Origin of the sequence: Pseudomonas sp. R3.Fl (assembly GCF_023516765.1) — a bacterium.
Taxonomy (GTDB): Bacteria; Pseudomonadota; Gammaproteobacteria; order Pseudomonadales; family Pseudomonadaceae; genus Pseudomonas; species Pseudomonas citronellolis.
Map to the genome: position 1 here is coordinate 5,677,304 of NZ_JAMGSO010000001.1, position 21,234 is coordinate 5,698,537.

At 68.5% G+C, this 21,234-nt stretch carries 21 protein-coding genes and 1 tRNA gene; 12 read left to right on the forward strand and 10 right to left on the reverse strand.

All coding sequences use genetic code 11. The features are described 5' to 3' along the window. Window positions 1–11: 11 nt before the first annotated feature. The 3 genes from M8R19_RS25085 to M8R19_RS25095 are packed head-to-tail and all read right to left on the reverse strand — an operon-like array spanning window position 12 to window position 1,063. Window positions 12–362 carry a hypothetical protein gene (locus M8R19_RS25085; protein WP_249919238.1) on the reverse strand — a complete coding sequence of 117 codons (351 nt, stop codon included), beginning with the start codon at window positions 360–362 and terminating at the stop codon, window positions 12–14. Then, window positions 359–742, reverse strand: a complete 384-nt coding sequence (locus M8R19_RS25090) for a phage holin family protein (RefSeq protein WP_009621313.1) — start codon at window positions 740–742, stop codon at window positions 359–361. The genes M8R19_RS25085 and M8R19_RS25090 overlap by 4 nt, the downstream gene beginning before the upstream one ends. A 3-nt stretch (window positions 743–745) precedes the next feature. Further along, the gene (locus M8R19_RS25095) at window positions 746–1,063 is read right to left on the reverse strand and encodes an ElaB/YgaM/YqjD family protein (protein WP_009621315.1); all 318 of its coding nucleotides are present in this window, start codon (window positions 1,061–1,063) and stop codon (window positions 746–748) included. A 428-nt stretch (window positions 1,064–1,491) separates the two neighbouring features. Between M8R19_RS25095 and M8R19_RS25100 the strand changes: the two genes are divergently transcribed. Next, window positions 1,492–2,700: an ammonium transporter gene (locus tag M8R19_RS25100; RefSeq protein WP_249919239.1), complete on the forward strand. Its 1,209-nt coding sequence runs from the start codon at window positions 1,492–1,494 to the stop codon at window positions 2,698–2,700. 882 nt (window positions 2,701–3,582) lie between these two features. Here the strand turns inward: M8R19_RS25100 and M8R19_RS25105 are convergent. The 3 genes from M8R19_RS25105 to M8R19_RS25115 all read right to left on the reverse strand — a co-directional run bounded on the left by M8R19_RS25105 (window position 3,583) and on the right by M8R19_RS25115 (window position 6,549). After that, window positions 3,583–4,866: an OprD family porin gene (locus M8R19_RS25105; RefSeq protein WP_249919240.1), complete on the reverse strand. Its 1,284-nt coding sequence runs from the start codon at window positions 4,864–4,866 to the stop codon at window positions 3,583–3,585. A 197-nt stretch (window positions 4,867–5,063) separates the two neighbouring features. After that, entirely contained in the window at window positions 5,064–5,930 is an 867-nt protein-coding gene (locus M8R19_RS25110) for an MBL fold metallo-hydrolase (RefSeq protein WP_502942974.1), read from the reverse strand. Window positions 5,931–5,952: 22 nt separating this feature from the next. Continuing rightward, window positions 5,953–6,549, reverse strand: a complete 597-nt coding sequence (locus tag M8R19_RS25115) for a glutathione S-transferase family protein (protein WP_249919242.1) — start codon at window positions 6,547–6,549, stop codon at window positions 5,953–5,955. Window positions 6,550–6,703: 154 nt separating this feature from the next. On the opposite strand from M8R19_RS25115, the gene M8R19_RS25120 reads away from it, so the two are divergent. From M8R19_RS25120 to M8R19_RS25130, 3 genes are all read left to right on the forward strand, one after another. Continuing rightward, window positions 6,704–7,270, forward strand: coding sequence for a TetR/AcrR family transcriptional regulator (locus M8R19_RS25120; protein WP_116424907.1), 567 nt, complete (start codon window positions 6,704–6,706; stop codon window positions 7,268–7,270). 14 nt (window positions 7,271–7,284) lie between these two features. After that, complete coding sequence (locus M8R19_RS25125; protein WP_074979974.1) at window positions 7,285–7,524, forward strand: glutaredoxin family protein; 240 nt, start codon at window positions 7,285–7,287, stop codon at window positions 7,522–7,524. 81 nt (window positions 7,525–7,605) lie between these two features. After that, the gene (locus M8R19_RS25130; protein WP_249919243.1) at window positions 7,606–8,481 is read left to right on the forward strand and encodes an NAD(P)-dependent oxidoreductase; all 876 of its coding nucleotides are present in this window, start codon (window positions 7,606–7,608) and stop codon (window positions 8,479–8,481) included. A 205-nt stretch (window positions 8,482–8,686) separates the two neighbouring features. Here M8R19_RS25130 and M8R19_RS25135 read toward each other — a convergent pair. The 3 genes from M8R19_RS25135 to mobA form a co-directional block, all read right to left on the reverse strand. Next, a tRNA-Pro gene (locus M8R19_RS25135) sits at window positions 8,687–8,763 on the reverse strand. Window positions 8,764–8,909: 146 nt separating this feature from the next. Continuing rightward, entirely contained in the window at window positions 8,910–9,131 is a 222-nt protein-coding gene (locus M8R19_RS25140; protein ID WP_009621327.1) for a YgdI/YgdR family lipoprotein, read from the reverse strand. A gap of 101 nt (window positions 9,132–9,232) precedes the next feature. Beyond that, entirely contained in the window at window positions 9,233–9,820 is a 588-nt protein-coding gene (mobA, locus tag M8R19_RS25145; RefSeq protein WP_249919244.1) for a molybdenum cofactor guanylyltransferase MobA, read from the reverse strand. 69 nt (window positions 9,821–9,889) lie between these two features. On the opposite strand from mobA, the gene moaB reads away from it, so the two are divergent. Both moaB and M8R19_RS25155 read left to right on the forward strand, forming a co-directional pair. Next, window positions 9,890–10,429 (forward strand): molybdenum cofactor biosynthesis protein B, encoded by a 540-nt coding sequence (gene moaB / locus M8R19_RS25150; protein WP_249919245.1) that lies wholly within the window; start codon window positions 9,890–9,892, stop codon window positions 10,427–10,429. After that, window positions 10,426–11,640 carry a molybdopterin molybdotransferase MoeA gene (locus M8R19_RS25155; RefSeq protein ID WP_249919246.1) on the forward strand — a complete coding sequence of 405 codons (1,215 nt, stop codon included), beginning with the start codon at window positions 10,426–10,428 and terminating at the stop codon, window positions 11,638–11,640. Before moaB ends, M8R19_RS25155 begins: the two co-directional genes overlap by 4 nt. 443 nt (window positions 11,641–12,083) lie before the next feature. Here M8R19_RS25155 and gliR read toward each other — a convergent pair whose 3' ends face one another. Continuing rightward, window positions 12,084–13,112: an AraC family transcriptional regulator GliR gene (gliR, locus tag M8R19_RS25160; protein ID WP_249919247.1), complete on the reverse strand. Its 1,029-nt coding sequence runs from the start codon at window positions 13,110–13,112 to the stop codon at window positions 12,084–12,086. Between the two features lie 124 nt (window positions 13,113–13,236). Here gliR and M8R19_RS25165 point away from each other — a divergent pair, with 124 nt between their 5' ends. The 6 genes from M8R19_RS25165 (at window position 13,237) to M8R19_RS25190 (ending at window position 21,188) form a co-directional block, all read left to right on the forward strand. Continuing rightward, window positions 13,237–14,832 carry an FAD-binding oxidoreductase gene (locus tag M8R19_RS25165; RefSeq protein ID WP_249919248.1) on the forward strand — a complete coding sequence of 532 codons (1,596 nt, stop codon included), beginning with the start codon at window positions 13,237–13,239 and terminating at the stop codon, window positions 14,830–14,832. A gap of 4 nt (window positions 14,833–14,836) precedes the next feature. After that, a complete protein-coding gene (locus M8R19_RS25170; protein ID WP_249919249.1) occupies window positions 14,837–16,414 on the forward strand; it encodes a glycerol-3-phosphate dehydrogenase/oxidase in 1,578 nt (525 codons plus the stop codon). A 97-nt stretch (window positions 16,415–16,511) separates the two neighbouring features. Beyond that, on the forward strand, window positions 16,512–18,071 hold the full coding sequence (locus M8R19_RS25175) for an FGGY-family carbohydrate kinase (RefSeq protein ID WP_249919250.1): 1,560 nt from the start codon (window positions 16,512–16,514) through the stop codon (window positions 18,069–18,071). Between the two features lie 59 nt (window positions 18,072–18,130). Further along, window positions 18,131–19,024 carry a lipid kinase YegS gene (gene yegS, locus M8R19_RS25180; protein WP_249919251.1) on the forward strand — a complete coding sequence of 298 codons (894 nt, stop codon included), beginning with the start codon at window positions 18,131–18,133 and terminating at the stop codon, window positions 19,022–19,024. A 117-nt stretch (window positions 19,025–19,141) separates the two neighbouring features. Beyond that, window positions 19,142–20,071, forward strand: a complete 930-nt coding sequence (locus M8R19_RS25185; protein ID WP_074979952.1) for a chemotaxis protein CheV — start codon at window positions 19,142–19,144, stop codon at window positions 20,069–20,071. A 307-nt stretch (window positions 20,072–20,378) separates the two neighbouring features. Then, the gene (locus tag M8R19_RS25190) at window positions 20,379–21,188 is read left to right on the forward strand and encodes an MOSC domain-containing protein (protein WP_249919252.1); all 810 of its coding nucleotides are present in this window, start codon (window positions 20,379–20,381) and stop codon (window positions 21,186–21,188) included. Window positions 21,189–21,234: the final 46 nt, after the last annotated feature.

The following is a 21,234-nucleotide window of genomic DNA, read 5'->3' on the forward strand; positions in this document are numbered from 1 at the left end:
AGCCAGGGCGCTCAGCCGCCCTGGTCCGCAGTCGGTTTCGTCGGTTTGTCCGCCGTCTTCCGCAGCTTGAGCAGCAGGGGCGCCAGCACCACGGCTAGGCGCAGCAGACGCACCAGGCCGCGTTTGCGACGCAGCATCAGGGCGGCCGCGGCTGCGGCGCCACCGGCGGCCCACAGGGAGGCGCCGCCGCTAAACTGCTGGCGCACGCCCTGGCCCAGGTCGCGGGCCTGGCGCAGTGGCTGCAGGAGCTTCTCGCTTTCCTGGCGCAGTTGCTGGCGCTGGACTTCCAGGCGCAGGCGCAGCACCGCCTTGCGCAGTTCCCGCCGCGAGGGGCGGGGGGAGAGTGGCGGCAGTTCACTCATGGCAGCAGTTGCTCCCGGTCGCGGGCCAGTTCTTCCAGGGTGGCGCTGAACGGCGAGCTGTCGTCGTCCACCAGTTGGTACAGGCGCCAGGCGCACAGCCCGCCGCCCAGCGCATAGAAGGCGCACAGGCCGAGCACCGCGGCCAGCCGGTCGCTGTCCCAGAACAGCACCAGCACCAGCAGCGACAGGCCCAGTATCAGCAGCAGGGCGAACAGCAACGCCAGCCCGGCGAACAGCAACAGCGCCAGGGTACGGCTCTTCTGTTCCTGCAGTTCCAGGCCGAAGAGTTCGACATGGCCATGCAGCAGGCCCAGCAGTGCGGCGCCGAAGCGCCGCACGGAAGGGCCATGGTGTTGCGGGGCGTCCGTGGCGTCGCTCATCGGTCAGCGCCGTCCGACCAGCAGGCCGAGCAGGAAGCCGACGCCGGCAGCCACGCCCACGGCCTGCCAGGGATGTTCGCCGACGTAGTCCTCGGTGGCGTCTACCGCCGCGCGGCCCTGGTCGCGCACGGCGCTCTGCGCCGCATCGATGCGTTCGCGGGCCCGGCCAAGGCCGGAGCGCAGTTGCTCGCGCAGGGCGTCGGCTTCCTCGCCGGCCAGTTCCGCGGAGGTCTGCAGGAGTTTCTCGGTATCGGCCACCAGGGCCTGGAATTCGGCCAGCAGTTCGTCCTTGGTGGTATTCGCGGTGCTCTTGCGGGGCATTGTGAGGCTCCTTGTGTTTGCGAGGGGTTCACTGGTTTCTGAGCCCCATGGCGTTGGGAAGTTTCCCATAAATCGCCGGCGAAGCGGCGACGCAGAGCAGGGCACAGGCCCGTTCATTGAAGACCAGTCCGCGCCGCTTCGCCCGTTTCACGCATGGTATGCCGCTTGCAACGCCATGGTGCGTCATCCGGTGCGAGTGCCCCAGAGAGGGGCGTTCAGGGACGTCCGAAGACCGCCGGAAAATCCATTAACCAACTGAAAGACAAAAGAAAAATCAAAAAAACAGAGGTACCCCTGCGCATCCTCGTGTGCTGTGTGGAGCAGTGGGGTGGACCTTATCGGTGCGCCTGCGCTTCATGCTGGTGCGGTGCGCCGGGGCGATGAGCTGTTTTGGTGCTTTTTCGGTCTGATCCGGGGCTGCCTGATTCATGGAAAACCTCAACAGTGCCGTGGAAACCCTGATCCACGGTTCCAACACCCTGTTCATCCTGCTGGGCGCCGTGATGGTGCTGGCCATGCACGCCGGCTTCGCCTTCCTCGAGGTCGGCACGGTGCGCCTGAAGAACCAGGTCAATGCGCTGTCGAAGATCCTCTCGGACTTCGCCGTGTCCAGCCTGGCGTACTTCTTCGTCGGCTACTGGATCGCCTACGGCGTGGATTTCCTCAAGCCGGCCAGCGAGCTGAGTGCGGAAAACGGCTACGCGCTGGTCAGGTTCTTCTTCCTGCTGACCTTCGCCGCCGCCATCCCCGCGATCATTTCCGGAGGCATCGCCGAGCGCGCCAGATTCGCCCCGCAACTGTGCGCCACGGCGCTGATCGTGGCCTTCGTCTACCCCTTCTTCGAGGGCATGGCATGGAACGGCAACCATGGCCTGCAGGCCTGGCTGGCGCTGAAATTCGGCGCGCCTTTCCATGACTTCGCCGGCTCCGTCGTGGTGCATGCCTTCGGCGGTTGGCTGGCGCTGGCCGCGGTGCTGCTGCTGGGCCCGCGCAACGGCCGCTATCGCGAGGGCCGGCTGGTGGCCTTCGCGCCGTCGAACATCCCGTTCCTGGCCCTGGGCGCCTGGATCCTGGTGGTCGGCTGGTTCGGCTTCAACGTGATGAGCGCACAGACCCTGGACCACGCCAGCGGCCTGGTGGCGGTGAACTCGTTGCTGGCCATGGTCGGCGGCACCATCGCCTCGCTGCTGGTGGGGCGCAACGACCCCGGCTTCCTGCACAACGGCCCGTTGGCCGGGCTGGTAGCAGTGTGCGCCGGTTCCGACCTGATGCACCCGGTGGGCGCCCTGGCCACTGGCCTTGTGGCCGGTGCGCTGTTCGTCTGGGTGTTCACCGCGGCGCAGACACGCTGGAGGCTCGACGACGTGCTCGGCGTATGGCCGCTGCACGGCCTGTGCGGCGCCTGGGGCGGCATCGCCTGCGGCGTCTTCGGCCAGCAGGCGCTGGGTGGTTTGGGTGGGGTGAGTCTGGTCAGCCAGGTGTTGGGCACTCTGCTGGGCGTGGTCATCGCCTTCGTCGGTGGGCTGTTGGTCTACGGCGGGATCAAGGCGGTGGTGGGTATTCGCCTGAGCCAGGAGGAGGAGTATTACGGTGCCGACCTGTCGATCCACAAGATCGGGGCGATCAACCACGATTGAATGCTGTCCGTGCCATTGGGGTATGTGGTGTGGCTGGTGAGTCTGCTCCTATGATCGTGCTCAGCGTAGGGCGTATAACCGTTCGCGGTTATACGCCGTTGGTCGATGCACCGAAGCCAAGAAAAACGGCGGATAACGCCGTAGGCGTTATGCGCCCTACGGATTTGCTGAGGACTTTGGGTGCAGGGCTTTAGAGCGCCCTCTCCCCAGCCCTCTCCCTGAAGGGAGAGGGGGCTGTTCGGAGCGAAGGGAGAATCCTGAGTCATCCTGATACTCCTCACCCACCCTCGTCATTCCCGCGAACGCGGGAACCCAGTGGCTTTGGGTTCGCGAGCAAGCTCGCTCCTACGAAGAGCAAAAGCGCGTTTGCTCTTGGACTTCCAGAGAAACACCCGCGCGCACCGAAACGCCCCTTCAGAAGGCCGAGCGAAACCCGCGCTCAGGAGGTCATGCGACATGGATGTCGCGAGAGCCCCGCGGGCTACAGGGACGTACCCTCGGGGCGGGCCTCCGTGGCGGGGGAATTCGTGAGGGTAGCCCGGCTTCATCGGGCCCGTATGTTGGGGCAAGCCTTTTTGGTTCCTTTTGTGGCGTTTGACAAAAGGGACTCGCCCGAGGGGGCGAAACAAAAAATCTCCGCAGACTCGGAGCGGCGCAGAAACGCCCAAGCCAAGGCAACTGGGTTCCCGCGTTCGCGGGAATGACGAGGTGGGAGGCGGAGCACGGGACAAAGCTCCGCAAGCGTAGCCAGAGCCCATCCCACATAAAAATGCCGTTTCCCCCAGGGAGAGAAACGGCATTTTCATGAGTAGCCCAAATTACCATCAAGGCCACTGGCACCAGGCCGGAAGGCCACTACGCATGGCCCCCGCCGGCAGTCCGCTACCAGAGCGGCATGGTATAGCTGAGGATCAGACGGTTCTCATCCGCAGCGTTGCTGGCCGCCGAGTTCCGGCTGAAGTTGCTGCGGGTAGTCGCGTTACGCCATTTCACGCCAAAGCCCTTCAGCGCACCGTCCTGGAACACGTAGGCGATATCGGTATCGCGTTCCCATTCCTTGCCTTCACCGCTGGTGGTCAGCAGGTCGATGTTGTCGCCCTTGACATAGCGGGTCATGAAGGTCAGGCCGGGGATGCCGATGCCGGCGAAGTTGTAGTCGTAGCGGGCCTGCCAGGACTTCTCGTCCTTGTTGGCGAAGTCGTTGATCTGTACGAAGTTCACCAGGTAGGGATCGGTGCCGTTGATGTAGGCGAAGCCGGTGTCGCCGCTCATCTTCTGGTAGCCGAGGCCGAAGGCGTGGTAGCCCAGGCTGTAGGTGAACATGGCGTTGAGCGCCTTGTTGTCGACGTTGCTGGTGCCGTCGTCGTTGGACTTGGCCCAGCGCAGGTCGGTCTTCAGCGACTGGCCCTCGGTGATCGGCAGGAGGTAGGTCGCGGTCAGGAAGTGCTGCTTGTAGAAGTCCTCCAGCTGGCCGTAGTGGTAACCGGTGCTGAAGTTCTTGGTCCAGGCGTAGGTGCCGCCGGCGAAGTCGAATTCGTTGGTGGTGGCGCCGGTGCGGAAGGTGATGTTCTTCTTGCCGCCGCCGGTGATGGTCATCTCCTGGTAGTCGGAGGAATCACGCAGGTTGGTCTGGTTCAGGCGGCCGGCGTCGAAGGTCAGGCCGTCGAGCTGGGTGGAGTTGAAGGCGCCGCCCAGGAACACCTGCGGCAGCAGGCGGCTGTCGTTGGGCATGATCACCGGCAGTTTCGGGATCAGGGTGCCGACCTTCAGGGTGTTCTTCTCGTAGCGCAGCTTGGCGGTCATGCCCAGCTTGCTGTAGTCGTCGGCGGCGTCGCCGCTGGCGGTCTTGGGCAGCAGGCCGGTGCCGGTGCGGTCCGCGCTGGAGTCCAGCTTCAGGCCGAGCATGCCGATGGCGTCTACCCCCACGCCAATGGTGCCCTCGGTATAGCCGGACTCGTAACGCAGGATGAAGCCCTGCGCCCACTCTTCGGCCTTGCTCTGCTGGGCCGGAGTGGAGGTGCGGAAATCGCGGTTGAAGTAGAAGTTGCGCAGTTCGACGCTGGCCTTGCTGTCCGAGATGAAGTCGGCGTGAGCCAGGGCGGGGATGATGCAGGTGGAACCCAGCGTGGCCATGGCCACGGCGCGGGCGATCGGAGTCTTGCTCATTGTTATTGTCTCCTCGAGCGCTTTGAGCAGTTCGGTGATGCCTGGACTACGCCGGCATGTCGATCTGTTACAGCCTGCCTACTAAATCATTACAGGCTTTTTCCGACTCTTAGACCTTAGTCGCTGTTCTCCGAGTTATCCCGCTGATTTGCCTGGAGTTGGCCTACCCCCTGCGCTCTGCACCAAAGGAGGGCCTTTCATTGCACCCAGTGCGGGTAGTAGCCGAGGCGGTCCTGTACCTGCGCGTCGTGCGCCGGGACCACGGTGATTTCCGGGTGCGCCAGGAGCATTTCGTGGACCTTCGCCAGTTGCGCCAGGGTCTGCCCGCGGTCGCGGTCCACCAGGCGGCTGCTGACCCAGAACTTCTGCCGCGGACCGCTGAAGCCTTCCAGGCGCCAGCTGGTATCGCCGCTGAAGAAGAAGCGGCGGCCGTCCTCCAGCGTGAGGAACAGGCCGACCGAGCCGGGCGTGTGGCCGGGCATCGGCACCAGCACCAGGCTGCCGTCGCCGAACAGGTCCAGGCTCTCGTCGAAGGCCAGGAAGGGCGTGGGCGAGAACACGTAGGGCCGCCAGGGCGTCGCCGCGCTGAACTGGCTGGGGAACACCGCCGGCGGCGTGGCGATGTGGGCGTAGTCGATTTCCGCATAGGGCGCCCATACCGGCACCTCGGGGAAGTCCACCAGTGCCGAGGCATGGTCCCAGTGTGCGTGGGACAGGTAGATGCGGTCGATGCGGATGCCGCTGCCGGCCAGTTGCTCGCGCACCGGATGCACCTCGCCGAAACGGAACAGCGGCTTGTCCCACCAGGGCATGTCCTGGGCGAACTGCGCCTGCGCCTGGCTGCCCAGGCCGGTGTCGAACAGCAGCGTGGCCGCATGGTGCTGGATGAGCAGCGCTGTGTGGTTGACGCGCACCTTTCGCGTCCAGTCGCCGTCGGCGAGGGTCAGGGCGTCGAGGGTGGTGAGCCCGGAGGTGCGCACCAGGGCGAAGCGCAGCCCGTCGGCGTGGCCGGGCAGGCTGGCCAACCCCAGCAGCAGGGCGAGGAAGCATCTGGCGAGGCGCATGTTCGGCATCCTTTTCGACGGCTCAGAGCGTGGGCAGGGGGAGGTAGCCGGGGAGGGCGCGGATGCGTTCCTGCCAGGCCTGCACGTGGGGGTAGGCAGTGGTGTCCAGGCCGCCTTCGGGGGCCAGGGCGACGTAGGGGTAGACCGCGATGTCGGCGATGCTCGGCCCGGCCGTACGGGCCAGCCAGGGATGCCGCGACAGTTCCCCGTCGAGCAGTTCCAGGGCCTGGCGCGCCTTGGCCTGGGCTGCGCCGAGGTCGCCGGGGCGCTTGAACAGCTGGATGACCCGCGCCTGTGCCGGCCCGTGCTGGATCTCGTTGGCGGCGAAGCTCAGCCAGTGGGCGATGCGCCCCTGGGGCTCGGCGTCCAGCGGGTACCAGGACGGCTCGGCATAGCGGCGCGCCAGGTAGACAAGGATGGCCTGGGAGTCGCCCAGGCCGAAATCGCCATCCTCTAGGGCCGGCACCTGGCCGCGCGGGTTGATGGCGAGGAAGGCGGGGCGCTTGTGCACGCCGTTGCGCAGGTCGACGTTGACCAGTTCGGCGCTCTGACCGATCAGGCTGAGGAACAGGCGGACCTTGTAGGCATTTCCGGAGAGCGGGATGTCATGCAGTTTCATGGCGGTGTTCCTGCTGGGTGTTGTTGTCGGGAACGGCTTCGGTAAATATTAGACAGACAAGTCTGTATAGTTCAAGCTCGAAATACGGCCATCCCGTGCCCGCCGGTTCAAGAGCGCCGACGCCTCGCGCATAATGACCGCCCAGGAGGTGCCCATGACGTCCAGCAAGGCTTCCAGCAAGCGCGAGCAGTTGCTCAATACCGCCCTTGACCTGTTCTACCGCGAGGGCTACCACGCCACGGGCATCGACCGCATCCTGGCCGAGTCCGGGGTGGCCAAGATGACCCTGTACAAGCACTTCAAGTCCAAGGACGAGCTGATCATGGCCGCCCTGGAGGAACGCCATGCGCGCACCTTGCGGCGTTTCGGCGATGCACCGCGGCGGGCACCGCGCGAGGCCATCCTGGCGGTCTTCGACAACCTGCACGGCTACCTGCACGAGGACGGCTTCAGCGGTTGCGCCTTCATCCACGCGGCCGCCGAGTTCCATGACCGCGGGCACCCGATCCACCGCCAGGCCGCCGAGCACAAGGGCTTCATCGAGGCGTTCTTCCGTCGCCAACTGGAGGCCCTCGGCGTGCACGAACCGGGCAAGCTGGCGCGGCAGCTGCAATATTTGCTGGAAGGGGTGCTGGTCATGGCGCACATGCACGGTCCGGCCGACCAGGCCCTGGAAGCGCGCGAGGTGGCGGAAACCTTGCTGCGCCAGGCCGGCCATTGACGGGGGAGGAGACGATGGGCCCTGAATGCCAACTGTTCGGAACCCTGGGTTGCCACCTGTGCGAGGTGGCGGAAGCGGTGTTGATGCCTTTCGTCGAGCACGGCCTGCTGGTGGAACTGATCGACATCGCCGACCGCGAGGAATGGGTCGAGCGCTACGGCCTCAGCATCCCGGTGCTGCGCCGCTGTGACACGGGAGCGGAGCTGAACTGGCCGTTCGACGCCGAACAGGTAGCTGCTTTTTTGCGCTGCTGATTTTTCCTCCGACGTTTCTGTGCCTGGCGCTGCTCTGTGTCAGTCTTGCGCTGTCGTACCCTTTCGTTGGAGACAGCACTTATGAAAATCGGATTCCTCGGTCTTGGCGGCATGGGCGCCGGCATGGCCGCGAACCTCATCCGCGGCGGTCACCAGGTGCACCTGTGGAACCGCTCGCCGGCGGCGCTGGAGCCATTGCTGGCCCTGGGCGGCCTGGCGGCGGCCGACCCGGTCGCGGCCTTCGATGCCGACGTGGTGATTTCCATGCTCGCCGACGACACCGCGACCCGTGCGGTGCTCCTCGACAGCGGCGCCCTGGACTCGGCGCGGCCGGGGCTGATCCACCTGAGCATGGCCACGCTGTCGGTGGCCCTGGTGGGTGAGCTGGCCGAGCGCCATCGCCAGCGCGACGTCGCCTTCATCGCCGCGCCGGTGTTCGGCCGCACCGACGTGGCCGAGGCCGGCAAGCTCAACATCCTCGCCGCCGGGCCCGCCGAGGCCATCGCCGAAGTGCAGCCGCTGCTCGACCTGATGGGGCAGAAGACCTGGCCGCTGGGCGACGAGCCGCTGAGCGCGGCGGCGGTGAAGATCGCCGGCAACTTCATGATCGCCAGCGCCATCGAGGCCATGGGCGAGGCCTCGGCTCTGGCCAAGGGCTTCGGGGTGGAGCCGGCGCAGTTGCTGGATATCATGGGCAGCACCCTGTTCAACGCGCCGGTGTACCGCAACTATGGCGCGCTGATCGCCGAGCAGCGCTACGAGCCGGCGGCGTTCCGCCTGGTGCTCGGCCTGAAGGACGTGGGCCTGGCCCTGGCGGCGGGGCAGAGCCGCCACGTGCCGCTGCCGTTCGCCAGCGTGCTGCGCGACAACCTGCTGGAAGCGGTGGCCCAGGGCGACGGCGAGCGGGACTGGGCGGCGCTGGCGCAGGTGGCGATGCGCCGTTCGGGGCAGGCCTGAAGCCAGACACGTGTAGGAGCGGACTCCGTCCGCGATGGCATGCGCGCCGGCCTTGCCGGCGGAATCGCGGATAAATCCGCTCCTACGCTCTCCCGGACAGCATGTAGGCGCGCGCCCAGCGCGTGATTCGCGGGTGGGGAAATGCCTGCCGGGAAAAATCGCAGGCAATAAAAAACCCGCCGGTTAAGGCGGGTTTTTCGGGAATTGGTCGGAGCGACTGGATTCGAACCAGCGACCTTCTCGTCCCGAACGAGACGCGCTACCAAGCTGCGCTACGCTCCGTTTGATGGCGCGCATTCTACCGAAAAACTTTTGATGCACAAGGGGTTAGCGAAAATTTTTTCAGAAATATTTTCCGCCCCCCGAAAAAGCCGACGCCCCGCGGGACTCGGAGTCCGGCGGGGCGCCCTGGTGCTGGAGGTCGGGGATCAGAGATCCTTGACGGTACGCACCTGGTCCTTGTTCACGCGTACGCGTTTGCCGTCCAGTTGTTCGAATTCATAGAAACCGGTGTCGTCGTCGTACTTGGGCGTGTCGACGGACTGGATCTCGCGGCCGTCGTTCAGGGTGATGACGCTGGGGCTGGAGCAGCCAGCGAGTGCGCCAAGGCCCAGGACGAGCAGGAAAGCTGGGAGCGCGCGATTGATCATTCGTATATCTCCTGTACGAATCGAGGTTTGTTCGGAGTTTCCGACTGGGAGAGTAGTGGCAAAGTTCCCGGTAAATTCTCGAAAGACAGCGTATCGGCTGTCTAGCCCGGGCCGTTCAGCAGTTCGGGGGAGTTCAGGTTGGCCAGGCAGGGGTCCCCCTTGGTACAGGCTACCGGACGCGCGCCCAGGGGCAGCAGGACCTGGCGCGGGCTGCGCTCGCCGCGCTGCCAGGCGGCTTCCAGCTGCGGCGCCAGGGCCTTGGGCAGGATGCAGAACAGCGGTTCCCAGTGGTCGCCGTCGTGCAGCATGTGCGGCGCCTGTGGTTGCGCCGCGGCGGCCTGGCGTAGGCGTTCGATAAGCTCTTCGTCGAACAGCGGGGCGTCGCAGGGCAGCACTAGCAGCCAGGGGTGGCGGGCGGCCTGCAGGCCGGCGCGGATGCCGGCGAGCGGGCCGGGGTAGTCCGGGGTGTCGTCGTGCACCAGCTGGTCGGCGTAGGCCCGGTAGATGTCGGCGTTGCGGTTGCAGGAGATGATCAGGTCGTCGCTCAGCGGGCGCACGCGTTCGTGCAGGTAGCTGATCAACGGGCGCCCGCGCCATTCCAGCAGGCCCTTGTCGCGTCCTCCCATGCGCTGGCCGCGCCCCCCGGCGAGCAGCAGGACGGAACAGGGCGGCAGGGTGGCGTCAGGCATGGCGAGGTCTCCGGAACGGGCCTGTGATATAACACCGGCATCCCCGTCTCTCAAGCAAGGACACCGTCCATGAGCCATTTGGCCACGCCCGAATTCGTGCCGCTGAACATCGCCGTGCTCACCGTCAGCGACACCCGCATGTTGGAGACCGACACCTCCGGCCAGCTGTTCGTCGACCGCCTGACCGCCGCCGGGCACAACCTGGCCGCGCGGGTGCTGCTGAAGGACGACCTCTATCGCATCCGCGCCCAGGTCGCCGCCTGGATCGCCGAGGAGCAGGTGCAGGTGGTGCTGGTCACCGGCGGCACCGGCTTCACCGGCCGCGACAGCACCCCGGAGGCGGTCACCTGCCTGCTGGACAAGCTGGTGGACGGCTTCGGCGAGCTGTTCCGGCAGATCTCGGTGGCCGACATCGGCACCTCCACCGTACAGTCCCGCGCCCTGGCCGGGCTGGCCAACGGTACCCTGGTGTGCTGCCTGCCGGGTTCCACCAACGCCTGCCGCACCGCCTGGGACGGCATCCTCGCCGAGCAACTGGACGCCCGCCACCGCCCGTGCAACTTCGTGCCGCACCTGAAGCAGGCCGCGCCCTGCGAGAGCCGCGGATGAGCGGCTGCGACAAGCCCGGCCTGCTGCCGGTCGAGGAGGCCCTGGCGCGGCTGATGGCGCTGGCGGCGCAGGCACCGATCGCGGAAGTGGAACAGGTTCCCCTGGGCGAGGCCGAGGGCCGCGTGCTGGCCGAGCCGCTGTTGGCCGGCCTGGACCTGCCGCCCTGGGACAACAGCGCCATGGACGGCTACGCGCTGCGCCTGGCCGACTGGCAGGGCGAGCCGCTGCTGGTGAGCCAGAAGATTTTTGCCGGCATCGCCCCCGAGCCGCTGCAACCCGGCACCTGCGCACGCATCTTCACCGGCGCGCCGGTGCCCCATGGCGCGGATTGCGTGGAGATGCAGGAAAACGTCGAGGTGCTGGAGGACGGCCGCGTGCGCTTCCGCGAAGCGCTGCGCTTCGGCCAGCACATCCGCCCGCAGGGCCAGGAGACCCGCCAGGGCGACCAGGTGCTGCCCGCCGGCACGCGCCTGGGCGCCATCGAGCTTGGCCTGGCCGCCTCGCTTGGCCAGGCCGTGCTGAACGTGCGGCGCAAGCCGCGGGTGGCGCTGCTGTCCACCGGCGACGAGCTGGTGGAGCCGGGCCAGCCGCTGCGCACCGGGCAGATCTACAACAGCAACCGCGCCGTGCTGAAGGCCTGGCTGCTGCGTTCCGGCTGCGAGGTGCGGGATGCCGGCATCCTCCCCGACGACCTGGCGAAGACCCGCGAAGTGCTTGGCTCGCTGGGCGGCGCCGACCTGATCCTGACCACCGGCGGCGTCTCCGTGGGCGAAGCCGACTTCCTCGGCGCGGCCCTGCGCGAGGCTGGCGAGCTGGCGCTGTGGAAGCTGGCGATCAAGCCGGGCAAGCCGCTGACCGTGGGCCACTACCAGGGGACGCCGGTGATCGGTCTGCCGGGCAACCCGGCCTCCACCCTGGTCACCTTCGCCCTGCTGGCGCGCCCCTACCTGCTGCGCCGCCTGGGCGTCGAGGCGGTGACGCCGCTGCGCTTCGAGGTGCCCGCCGGCTTCGCCTGGAAGCACGCCGGCAACCGCCGCGAATACCTGCGCGCGCGCCTGGAGAACGGCCGTGCGCTGATCTACCCGAACCAGAGCTCCGGCGTGCTGCGCAGCGCCGCCTGGGCCGATGGCCTGGTGGAAGTGCGCGAGGGGCGGACACTGGAAGAGGGCGAGATGGTGCCCTTCATTCCTCTGAGCGAAGTGCTGTTGTAGGTGCAACTGTCTTGCCGGCTGCGCCGGGGTGCTCTTCGTAGGAGCGAGCTTGCTCGCGAATGAGCCCAGCAGCGGAGTCTGTTCGCGAGCAAGCTCGCTCCTACGAAAAGCCGTGCTCGCCGGTAATGTAGGCGCGGCCCTTGTCCGCGATAGCCGAGGATATCGGCGCGACTCGCGGATGAGATCCACTCCTATGCCGCCCCACCCGCACCATTCCATGTAGGAGCGCGCCCTGCGCGCGAATCGCGGGCAGGGCCCGCTCCTACACCTTCGGCAAACACAAGGCCCCGTAGGATGGGTTGAGCGAAGCGATACCCATCACCGCCACCGCATGGGTTTCGCAAGCTCAACCCATCCTACGAAGAGCACCCCGGCGCGGCCGGCAAGACAGTTGCTCCTACAGGGGACATGCCGTGCCTCCCGGCATCTGCCCGCGAATCTACTCACCCCGCCGCCGGCCGATGGCGCTGGCGGTATTCCCCCGGCGTCTCCCCGGTCCAGCCCTTGAAGCTGCGGTGGAAGGAGCGCGACTCGGTGAAGCCCAGGTACTGGGCGATGTCCTGGATCTGCAGGTCGCTGTGCAGCAGGTAGTGCTCGGCCAGTTCCTGGCGCAGCGTGTCGAGGATCTGCTGGTAGCTGGTGCCGGCCTGCTGCAGGTGGCGTTGCAGGGTACGCACGGTCATGTCGAAGCGCTCGGCGACGCGTTCCTTGCGCGGCAGGCCGTCCTTCATCAGCAGGCGCAGGGCGTTCTTCACCCGTAGCGGCAGCGGTTCGTCGTCGTCCAGTTCGGCCATCATGGCCAGGGCGTGTTCTTCCAGGGTGCGCAGCAGGTTGGCGTCGGCCTGGCGCAGCGGGAAGGCCAGCAGGGGCAGCGGCACCAGCAGGGCGCTGCAGGGTTTCTCGAAGCGCACCGGGCAGCCGAACAGCCGCTCGTACTCGGCCAGCTCGGTGCCGGCCGGTTGCGCGTGCTCGAACCAGACTTCCTCGGGCGAGCCTTCGAAATCGGCGATCCAGCGCGCATAGAGCAGCCAGGAGGCCAGCACGTTCTCCACCATGTGGCGGCGGATGTCGGCGGCCTGGTGGCGGCAGTTCCAGACCAGGCGCACGTGGCCGTCGCCCGGCTCGACGCGGCTCACGCCCATGTCCCCCACCAGCTTCTCGTAGGGAATGATGCGGTTCATCGCCTCGCCCAGGGTGGCGCAGTTCATGGTGATGTAGCCGAGCACGCTCCAGGAGCCCGGCTGCACGAAGCGCGCGGCGTGCAGGCCGAACAGCGGGTCGTCGGCGTGTTCGCAGAAATACCCCAGCAGGCGTTCGTGGGCTTCACTGGGCAGGCGCTGGCTGTTGTCGGCCAGCTGTGCGCGGGTGAGGTCGGCGGCCAGCAGGGCGGCGTCGACGTCCAGGCCGAGGTGCTCGGCCTGGCGCAGGTACTTGAGCAGGGCGGGTACGGAGGTATAGCCGAGGGCGTGCATGGTGCGCTCTTGTTCTGGTGGCTCTATTGGCGACTGGCGCTGGCCCGATCCGACAGTGACAGGCCCGGGCGGCCGACTAGTATAGGCAGCCATTGCGAGCGACCGGAACAGGAGCACGGCAGGCATGCGACGCTGGAATGGCTGGGGTGAGGAAAGCACTTCGATGGAACTGCCCGGCTCGGGCCGGACCTTTCTCGCCGAGCAGATCGGCCCCGGCCTCGCGCTGCCCGACGCCAGCCTCGACGCCGTGCTGGCCAAGGTGCCGGCCTCGCGCCTGGCCGAGCACCCGCTGCTGCTTCGCGAGCCCATGGACCGCCTGCTGCACGCCCGCGGCCAGAGCCTGCCGGACTGGCTGGCCATGCGCGAGGGCGAGTTCGGCCGCTTCCCCGACGGCGTGGCCTACCCGCAGAGCGCCGAGCAGATCCGCGAACTGCTGCGCTATGCCGAACGCACCGATTGCCTGCTGATCCCCTACGGCGGTGGCACCTCGGTGGCCGGGCACATCAACCCGCCGGCCTCCGACAAGCCGGTGCTGACCGTTTCCCTGGCGCACATGAACCGCCTGCTGGAGCTGGACGAGGAGAGCCTGGTGGCCACCTTCGGCCCCGGCGCCAACGGCCCGCAGGTGGAAAGCCAGCTGCGCGCCCGCGGCTACACCCTCGGCCACTTCCCGCAGTCCTGGGAGCTGTCTACCCTCGGCGGCTGGGTGGCCAGCCGCTCCAGCGGCCAGCAATCGCTGCGCTACGGGCGCATCGAGCAACTGTTCGCCGGCGGCACCCTGGAGACCTTCGCCGGGCCGCTGGAAATCCCCACCTTCCCGGCATCCTCCGCCGGCCCCGACCTGCGCGAGCTGGTGCTGGGCTCGGAGGGCCGCTTCGGCGTCATCTCCTCGGTCAAGGTGCGCGTCTCGCGACTGGCCGAGCAGGAGCGCTTCTACGTGGTCTTCCTGCCGTCCTGGGAACAGGGCCTGGCGGCCATCCGCAGCCTGGCCCAGGCGCGGGTGCAACTGTCCATGCTGCGCCTGTCCAACGCGGTGGAAACCCGCACCCAGCTGACCCTGGCCGGCCATCCCGGGCAGATCGCCTGGCTGGAGCGCTACCTGAAGTGGCGCGGGGCGGGCGAGGGCAAGTGCATGCTGACCTTCGGCGTCACCGGCAGCCGCGCGCAGAACGTCGCCTCGCTGAAGCTCGCGCGGCGCCAGCTGAAGGGCTTCGGCGGGGTGTTCACCGGCACCCTGCTGGGGCGCAAGTGGGAAGCCAGCCGCTTCCGCTCGCCCTACCTGCGCGAGACGCTCTGGCAGGCCGGCTACGTGGTGGACACCCTGGAGACCGCCACCGACTGGAGCAACGTCGACAACCTGATGCAGCGCATCGAGGCCAGCCTGCACGACGGCCTGGCGGCGGAGGGCGAGCGGGTGCACGTGTTCAGCCACCTGTCCCACGTCTATGGCGAAGGCTCCAGCATCTACACCACCTACGTGTTCCGCCCGGCGTCCAGCTATGCCGCCACCCATGAGCGCTGGCGCCGGCTCAAGCAGGCCGCCAGCCGGACGATCGTCGAGAACCGCGGCACCATCAGCCACCAGCACGGCGTGGGCCGCGACCACGCGCCCTACCTGGCGCTGGAGAAGGGCGAACTGGGCATGGCCACCCTGTGCGCCCTGGCCGGCCATTTCGACCCCGCGGGCCGGCTCAACCCCGGCACCCTGCTGCAGGACTGACGCCATGTGGAACGCCGCCTGGCGTCGGCAGGCGCTGGCAGAACTGGCCGGGCGCGACTGGGACCTGATCGTGGTCGGCGGCGGCATCACCGGCGCCGGCATCCTCCGCGAGGCCGCCCGGCGCGGCTGGCGCTGCCTGCTGCTGGAACAGCGCGACTTCGCCTGGGGCACTTCCAGCCGTTCCTCGAAGATGGTCCACGGCGGCCTGCGCTACATCGCCAAGGGCCAGTTCGGCCTGACCCGCGACTCGGTGCGCGAGCGCCAGCGTCTGCTCGGCGAGGCGGCGGGGCTGGTGGAACCGTTGAGCTTCATCATGCCGCACTACCGCGGCGGCTTCCCCGGGCCGAAGGTGTTCGGCGGCCTGCTGGCCGTGTACGACGCCCTGGCCGGCAAGCGCAACCACCTCTATTACCCGCTGCAGCAACTGCGCTACCTGGCGCCGGGGCTGAAGGAGGATGGCCTGCTGGGCGGCACGCGCTTCGCCGATGCGGTGGTGGACGACGCCCGCCTGGTCATGCGCGTGCTGGACGAGGCCCGTGCCGACGGCGGCGAGGCGCTCAACGGCCTGCGCGTGCTGGAACTGAGCCGGGACGGCGGCCGGGTGACCGGCCTACTGGCCGAGGACCGGGAAAGCGGCGAGCGCTTCGCCTTGCGCGCCGGCGCGGTGGCCCTGGCCACCGGCGCCTGGGCCGACGGCTTGCGCCGCAGGGAAGGCGACGAGCACATTCGCCCCTTGCGCGGCAGCCATCTGCTGCTGCCGGCCTGGCGCCTGCCGGTGGCTCACGCCTTCAGCTTCATGCACGCGGCAGACCGGCGCCCGGTGTTCGTCTTCCCCTGGGAAGGCGCCAGCGTGGTCGGCACCACCGACCTGGACCATGGCGACGGCCTGGACAGCGATGCCTGCATCAGCGAGGAGGAAGTCGACTACCTGCTGGCCGCCTGCGCGCAGCAGTTCCCCGCCGCGTGCATCGGCCGGGCCGACATCCGTTCGACCTGGGCCGGCGTGCGTCCGGTGGTCAGCAGCGGCGCGGCGCAGAAGAAACCCTCGGACGAAAAGCGCGAGCACGCCCTGTGGCAGGAGCCCGGCTGCGTGACCCTGGCCGGCGGCAAGCTGACCACCTTCCGCCTGCTGGCCCTGGAAGTGCTGCAGGCCTGCGCGCCCATGCTTGGCAAGACGCTGGAGGACAGCGGCTCAGCAATTTTTGCCGCAGTGCCCGAGGTCGACCTGCCCGGCCTGGGTCCGCAGCAGCGGCGGCGCCTGGCCGGCCGCCACGGCCGCAACCTGCCGCAACTGGCGAGGTTGCTGGCGGAAATCGGCAACGGGCGAGTGGGCGACAGCGACTGCCTGTGGGCCGAACTGGCCTGGGCCGCCGAAGGCGAGCTGGTGCTGCACCTGGACGACCTGCTGCTGCGCCGCACGCGCCTGGGCCTGCTGCTGGAGAACGGCGGCGCCGGCGAACTGCCGGCCATCCGCGCGCTGTGCCAGGCGCGACTGGGCTGGGACGACGGGCGCTGGCATGAAGAAGAGCGCGCCTACCTGGAGCTTTGGCGGCGCTGCTATAGCTTGCCGGGGGGAGAGTGATGGGTATCGCAAGCTCAACCCATGCTACGTGGAGCCCGTGCCATCGGCGCGACGAGACCCATCACCGGCAAGGCCCCCTGACGAGAAGGATCGCACCTTGAGCGAACAGAGCTACCTGCTGGCCATCGACAACGGCACCCAGAGCGTGCGGGCGCTGCTCTTCGACCTCGCCGGCAATCTGGTGGGCAAGGGCAAGGTCGAGCTGGAGGCCTACTATTCCAGCCAGCCCGGCTGGGCCGAGCAGGATCCGGAGTACTACTGGGCCAAGCTCGGCGAGGCCTGCCAGCTGCTCTGGGCGCAGAGCGGCATCGACCGCAGCCTGATCCGCGGCGTGTCGCTGACCACCCAGCGCGGCACCGTGATTCATGTCGACGGGCAGGGCAAGCCGCTGCGCCCGGCGATCCTCTGGCTGGACCAGCGCCGCGCGGAAGTCGAGGGCCGCATCAAGGGGCCCTGGGGCTGGCTGTTCAAGCTGGCCGGCGCCGAGGGCGCGGTGGATTACTTCCGCAGCCAGGCCGAGGTCAACTGGGTGGCGCAACAACAGCCGGAGCTGCACGCGGCCACGCACAAGGTGCTGCTGCTGTCCGGCTTCCTCACCCATCGTCTGTGTGGGCGTTTCGTCGACTCCCTGGCATGCAGCGTGGCCTACCTGCCGTTCGACTACAAACGCCTGAAGTGGGCCGCCCCGCGGGACTGGAAATGGCAGGCGGTGAAGGTGCGCCAGGAGCAACTGCCCGAGCTGTTCAAGCCCGGCGCCAAGCTCGGCGCGATCAGCGCCGAGGCCAGCCGCCACACTGGCATCCCCGAGGGCCTGCCGCTGATCGCCGCCGGCGCCGACAAGGCCTGCGAGGTGCTCGGCGCCGGGGCCATCGAGCCCAGCGTGGCCTGCCTGTCCTACGGCACCACGGCGACCATCAACACCACCCGCGCGCGCTACCTGGAGACTATCCCGCTGATCCCGCCGTACCCGGCGGCGATCCCGGACCATTTCAACACCGAAGTCATGATCTACCGCGGCTTCTGGATGGTCAGCTGGTTCAAGCGCGAGTTCGGCCTGCGCGAGATGCAGCGCGCCGCCGAGCTGGGCGTGGAGCCGGAGAAGCTGTTCGACGAACTGGTCGAGCAGGTGCCGCCCGGTTCCATGGGCCTGATGCTGCAGCCCTACTGGACGCCGGGCATCCGCGAGCCGGGGCTGGAGGCGAAAGGCGCGGTGATCGGCTTCGGCGACGTGCACACCCGTGCGCACCTGTACCGCGCCATCCTCGAAGGCCTGGCCTATGCGCTGCGCCAGGGCAAGGAGCGCATCGAGAAGCGCTCCGGCACCCGCATCGAGCGCCTGCGCGTGGCCGGCGGCGGCTCGCAGAGCGACGCGGCCATGCAACTGACCGCCGACATCTTCGGCCTGCCGGCGGAGCGCCCGCACGTCTACGAGGCCTCCGGCCTGGGCGCGGCCATCGACTGCGCGGTGGGGCTGGGGCTGTTCCCGGACTTCGCCGCCGCCATCGCCGCCATGACCCGCGTCGGTGAGGTGTTCCAGCCGCGCCCGCAGGCGCAGCGCACCTACGAGCGGCTGTACCGCGAGGTCTACCAGCGCATGTACCGGCAATTGAAGCCGCTGTACCGGAGCATCCGCGAGATCACCGGCTACCCGGCCTGAACTTCGCGCCCGGGTCCGATGGTCCATAGTGAATGGACTTCAAGGAGGGGAGAGGGACCATGGCGAAACCCGAGGCGATGCTCATCCTGCACGGCAAGCAGGCGGCCAACGACGCGGTGCGCGCGGCGGTGCTGGCGCGCCGCGAGGCCGGCTGGCGGCTGGACGTGCGGGTCACCTGGGAGGAGGGCGATGCCGAACGCCTGGTCGGCGAGGCCCTGGCGGCCGGCTACCCGACGCTGGTCGCCGGCGGCGGCGACGGCACCGCGCGGGCCGTGGCCGAGGCGCTGTACCGGGCCGATGCCGCGGCCAGCCTGGCGCTGCTGCCGCTGGGCACGGCCAACGACTTCGCCCGCGCCGCCGGCATCCCGCTGGAACCGGCCGCGGCGCTGGGCCTGCTGGAGCAAGCGGCGCGGCCCATCGACCTGGGCGAGGTGGAGGGGCGCATCTTCCTCAACATGGCCACCGGCGGCTTCGGTTCCACGGTCACGGCCAATACTTCCGAAGACCTGAAGAAGGCCCTGGGCGGCGCGGCCTACCTGCTGACCGGGATCAGCCGCTTCTCCGAGGTGCACTCGGCCGAAGGCCACTTCCGCGGCCCGGGCTTCGACTGGCAGGGCGAATTCCTCGCCCTGGGCATCGGCAACGGCCGCCAGGCCGGCGGCGGGCACCCGTTGTGCGCCCAGGCGCTGGCCGACGACGGCCTGCTCGACGTCAGCATATTGCCGGCGCCGGGCGACATGCTGTCCGCCCTGGGCAGCCTGCTCGGCAGCGGCGGCGGACTGCAGGAACTGTTCGTCCGCGCGCGCCTGCCGTGGCTCGAACTGGAGGCCGGCGAGGGCCTGGCGATCAACCTCGACGGCGAGCCCCTTCAGGCGCGCCGGGCGCGCTTCGAGGTGCGCCCGGCGGCGTTGCGCCTGCATCTGCCGGCGGATTCGCCGCTGCTCGGCGGCTGATCGCCGGGGCTGGCCCGGGACGGGCTTCTGAGGCATGATGGCGTTGCGCCAGTATTTCGTCGCCGGAATTCTGGCCGATACAGCGACACGCTATTCATCCCGATTTCAGGAGCCCCCATGGCCGGCATTCTCGACAGCGTCGATCAACGCACCCGACTGGTGGGGCAGAACCGCCTGGAAATCCTGGTATTCCGCCTGGCCGGCCGGCAGCAGTTCGCGATCAACGTGTTCAAGGTCCAGGAGGTGCTGCAGCTGCCGCGCCTGACGCTGATCCCGCAGCGCCACCCGATGATCTGCGGGGTGATCAACCTGCGCGGCCAGACGCTGCCGGTGATCGACCTGTCCCACGCCATCGGCATGCGCCCGCTGCGCCCCGAGGAGCGCAGCACCATCATCGTCACCGAGTACAACCGCTCGGTGCAGGCCTTCCTGGTCGGCGGCGTGGAGCGCATCCTCAACCTCAACTGGGAGGCGGTGCAGCCGCCGCCCGGCGGGGCCGGGCGCCAGCACTACCTGACCGCCATCACCCGCATCGACGAGCGCCTGGTGGAAATCATCGACGTGGAGAAGGTGCTGGCCGAGATCGTGCCGATGAACACCCGCGTCTCCGCCGAACGCCTGGACGACGACCTGCTGGCGCAGACCAGTGGCCGCGAAGTGCTGGTGGTGGACGACTCCAGCGTCGCCGTCAACCAGCTGCGCGACACCCTCGGCCAGCTCGGCCTGAAGCTGCACGTGGCCACCGACGGCCTGCGCGCGCTGCGCCAGCTGCAGGCCTGGGCCAACGCCGGCGAGGACATGGACGAGAAGCTGCTGATGGTCTTCACCGACGCCGAGATGCCGGAGATGGACGGCTACCGCCTGACCACCGAGATTCGCAACGACCCGCGCCTGGCCGGGCTCTACGTGGTGCTGCACACCTCGCTGTCGGGCAGCTTCAACGAAGCCATGGTGCGCAAGGTGGGCTGCGACGACTTCCTCTCCAAGTTCCAGCCGGACCTGCTGGTGGACGTGATCCGCCGGCGCCTGGAGAAGCTGCCGGCCTGAGCCGCGATGGTGTGAACGCCGGCGCCTGCCGGCGCAATCGCGGATGAGATCCGCTCCTACCATACGGGCGGGCACGGCTTCTCGTAGGAGCGAGCATCCCGGCGCGGCCTGCTCACCTACCTGTAGGAGCGGGCCCTGCCCGCGATTCGCGCGCAGGGCGCGCTCCTACAGGGGAATGGCGCGGGTGGAGCGGCGTAGGAGCGGATCCTATCCGCGAATCGCGCCGACAGGTCCGCGATGCGCTGATTGCGAGGCGCCGGCCCGCCCCGTATAACGGCTTCTTTGCCGCATCAAGGAAGCCGCCAGCATGATTACCCTCAGCGCCCTCTACCGTTACCCGCTCAAGTCCGGGCAGTTCGAGCCCCTGGAGCGCATCGGGCTGGACGCCCTCGGCCTGCAGGGCGACCGCCGCTGGATGGTGGTGGAGGCTTCCAACGGGCGCTTCCTCACCCAGCGCCTGCTGCCGCAACTGGGCCGCATCGAGGCGCGCTGGCAGGACGGCGGCCAGGCCCTGCGCCTGCGCGCGCCGGGCATGGAGGACCTGCTGGTGGCAGTGCCCGGCGTGGACGATGCGCTGCGCGGCGTGACCATCTGGCGCGACAGCCTGCAGGTGCCGGATGCCGGCGATGCCGCGGCGGACTGGCTGAGCCGCTTCCTCGGCCGCCCGTGCCGGCTGGTGGAAATCCCCGAGCAGCGCGCGCGGCAGGTGGACACCGCCTATGCCGAGCCGGGCGAGAAGGTACATTTCGCCGATGGCTTCCCGTTGCTGCTGATGAGCCAGGCCTCGGTGGACGACCTGGCCGCGCGCGTCGGCCAGCCCCTGGAGATGCTGCGCTTCCGCCCCAACCTGGTGCTGGAGGGCAGCGCGCCCTATGCCGAGGACGGCTGGAAGCGCATCCGCATCGGCGAAGTCGAGTTCCGCGTGGCCAAGCCCTGCGGCCGCTGCATCCTCACCACCATCGACCCGCACACCGGCGAGCGCGACCCCAACCGCGAACCCCTGGCGACGCTGCTCAAGTACCGCCAGGTGGACGGCGAGGCGCTGCTCGGGCAGAACCTGCTCCCCCTCGGCCGCGGCGAGCTGCGCGTGGGCATGCCGGTGGAAATCCTGGAGTGATCCAGCTCCCGCGGATGGGCTTTCGCCCGCACCTGTAGGAGCGGGC

Excerpts from the sequence above, each read along its gene's own strand:
- M8R19_RS25085 (WP_249919238.1), bottom strand. The coding sequence starts at position 362 with ATGAGTGAACTGCCGCCACTCTCCCCCCGCCCCTCGCGGCGGGAACTG.
- M8R19_RS25090 (WP_009621313.1), bottom strand. The coding sequence starts at position 742 with ATGAGCGACGCCACGGACGCCCCGCAACACCATGGCCCTTCCGTGCGG.
- M8R19_RS25095 (WP_009621315.1), bottom strand. The coding sequence starts at position 1,063 with ATGCCCCGCAAGAGCACCGCGAATACCACCAAGGACGAACTGCTGGCC.
- M8R19_RS25100 (WP_249919239.1), top strand. The coding sequence starts at position 1,492 with ATGGAAAACCTCAACAGTGCCGTGGAAACCCTGATCCACGGTTCCAAC.
- M8R19_RS25105 (WP_249919240.1), bottom strand. The coding sequence starts at position 4,866 with ATGAGCAAGACTCCGATCGCCCGCGCCGTGGCCATGGCCACGCTGGGT.
- M8R19_RS25110 (WP_502942974.1), bottom strand. The coding sequence starts at position 5,930 with ATGCGCCTCGCCAGATGCTTCCTCGCCCTGCTGCTGGGGTTGGCCAGC.
- M8R19_RS25115 (WP_249919242.1), bottom strand. The coding sequence starts at position 6,549 with ATGAAACTGCATGACATCCCGCTCTCCGGAAATGCCTACAAGGTCCGC.
- M8R19_RS25120 (WP_116424907.1), top strand. The coding sequence starts at position 6,704 with ATGACGTCCAGCAAGGCTTCCAGCAAGCGCGAGCAGTTGCTCAATACC.
- M8R19_RS25125 (WP_074979974.1), top strand. The coding sequence starts at position 7,285 with ATGGGCCCTGAATGCCAACTGTTCGGAACCCTGGGTTGCCACCTGTGC.
- M8R19_RS25130 (WP_249919243.1), top strand. The coding sequence starts at position 7,606 with ATGAAAATCGGATTCCTCGGTCTTGGCGGCATGGGCGCCGGCATGGCC.
- M8R19_RS25140 (WP_009621327.1), bottom strand. The coding sequence starts at position 9,131 with ATGATCAATCGCGCGCTCCCAGCTTTCCTGCTCGTCCTGGGCCTTGGC.
- mobA (WP_249919244.1), bottom strand. The coding sequence starts at position 9,820 with ATGCCTGACGCCACCCTGCCGCCCTGTTCCGTCCTGCTGCTCGCCGGG.
- moaB (WP_249919245.1), top strand. The coding sequence starts at position 9,890 with ATGAGCCATTTGGCCACGCCCGAATTCGTGCCGCTGAACATCGCCGTG.
- M8R19_RS25155 (WP_249919246.1), top strand. The coding sequence starts at position 10,426 with ATGAGCGGCTGCGACAAGCCCGGCCTGCTGCCGGTCGAGGAGGCCCTG.
- gliR (WP_249919247.1), bottom strand. The coding sequence starts at position 13,112 with ATGCACGCCCTCGGCTATACCTCCGTACCCGCCCTGCTCAAGTACCTG.
- M8R19_RS25165 (WP_249919248.1), top strand. The coding sequence starts at position 13,237 with ATGCGACGCTGGAATGGCTGGGGTGAGGAAAGCACTTCGATGGAACTG.
- M8R19_RS25170 (WP_249919249.1), top strand. The coding sequence starts at position 14,837 with ATGTGGAACGCCGCCTGGCGTCGGCAGGCGCTGGCAGAACTGGCCGGG.
- yegS (WP_249919251.1), top strand. The coding sequence starts at position 18,131 with ATGGCGAAACCCGAGGCGATGCTCATCCTGCACGGCAAGCAGGCGGCC.
- M8R19_RS25185 (WP_074979952.1), top strand. The coding sequence starts at position 19,142 with ATGGCCGGCATTCTCGACAGCGTCGATCAACGCACCCGACTGGTGGGG.
- M8R19_RS25190 (WP_249919252.1), top strand. The coding sequence starts at position 20,379 with ATGATTACCCTCAGCGCCCTCTACCGTTACCCGCTCAAGTCCGGGCAG.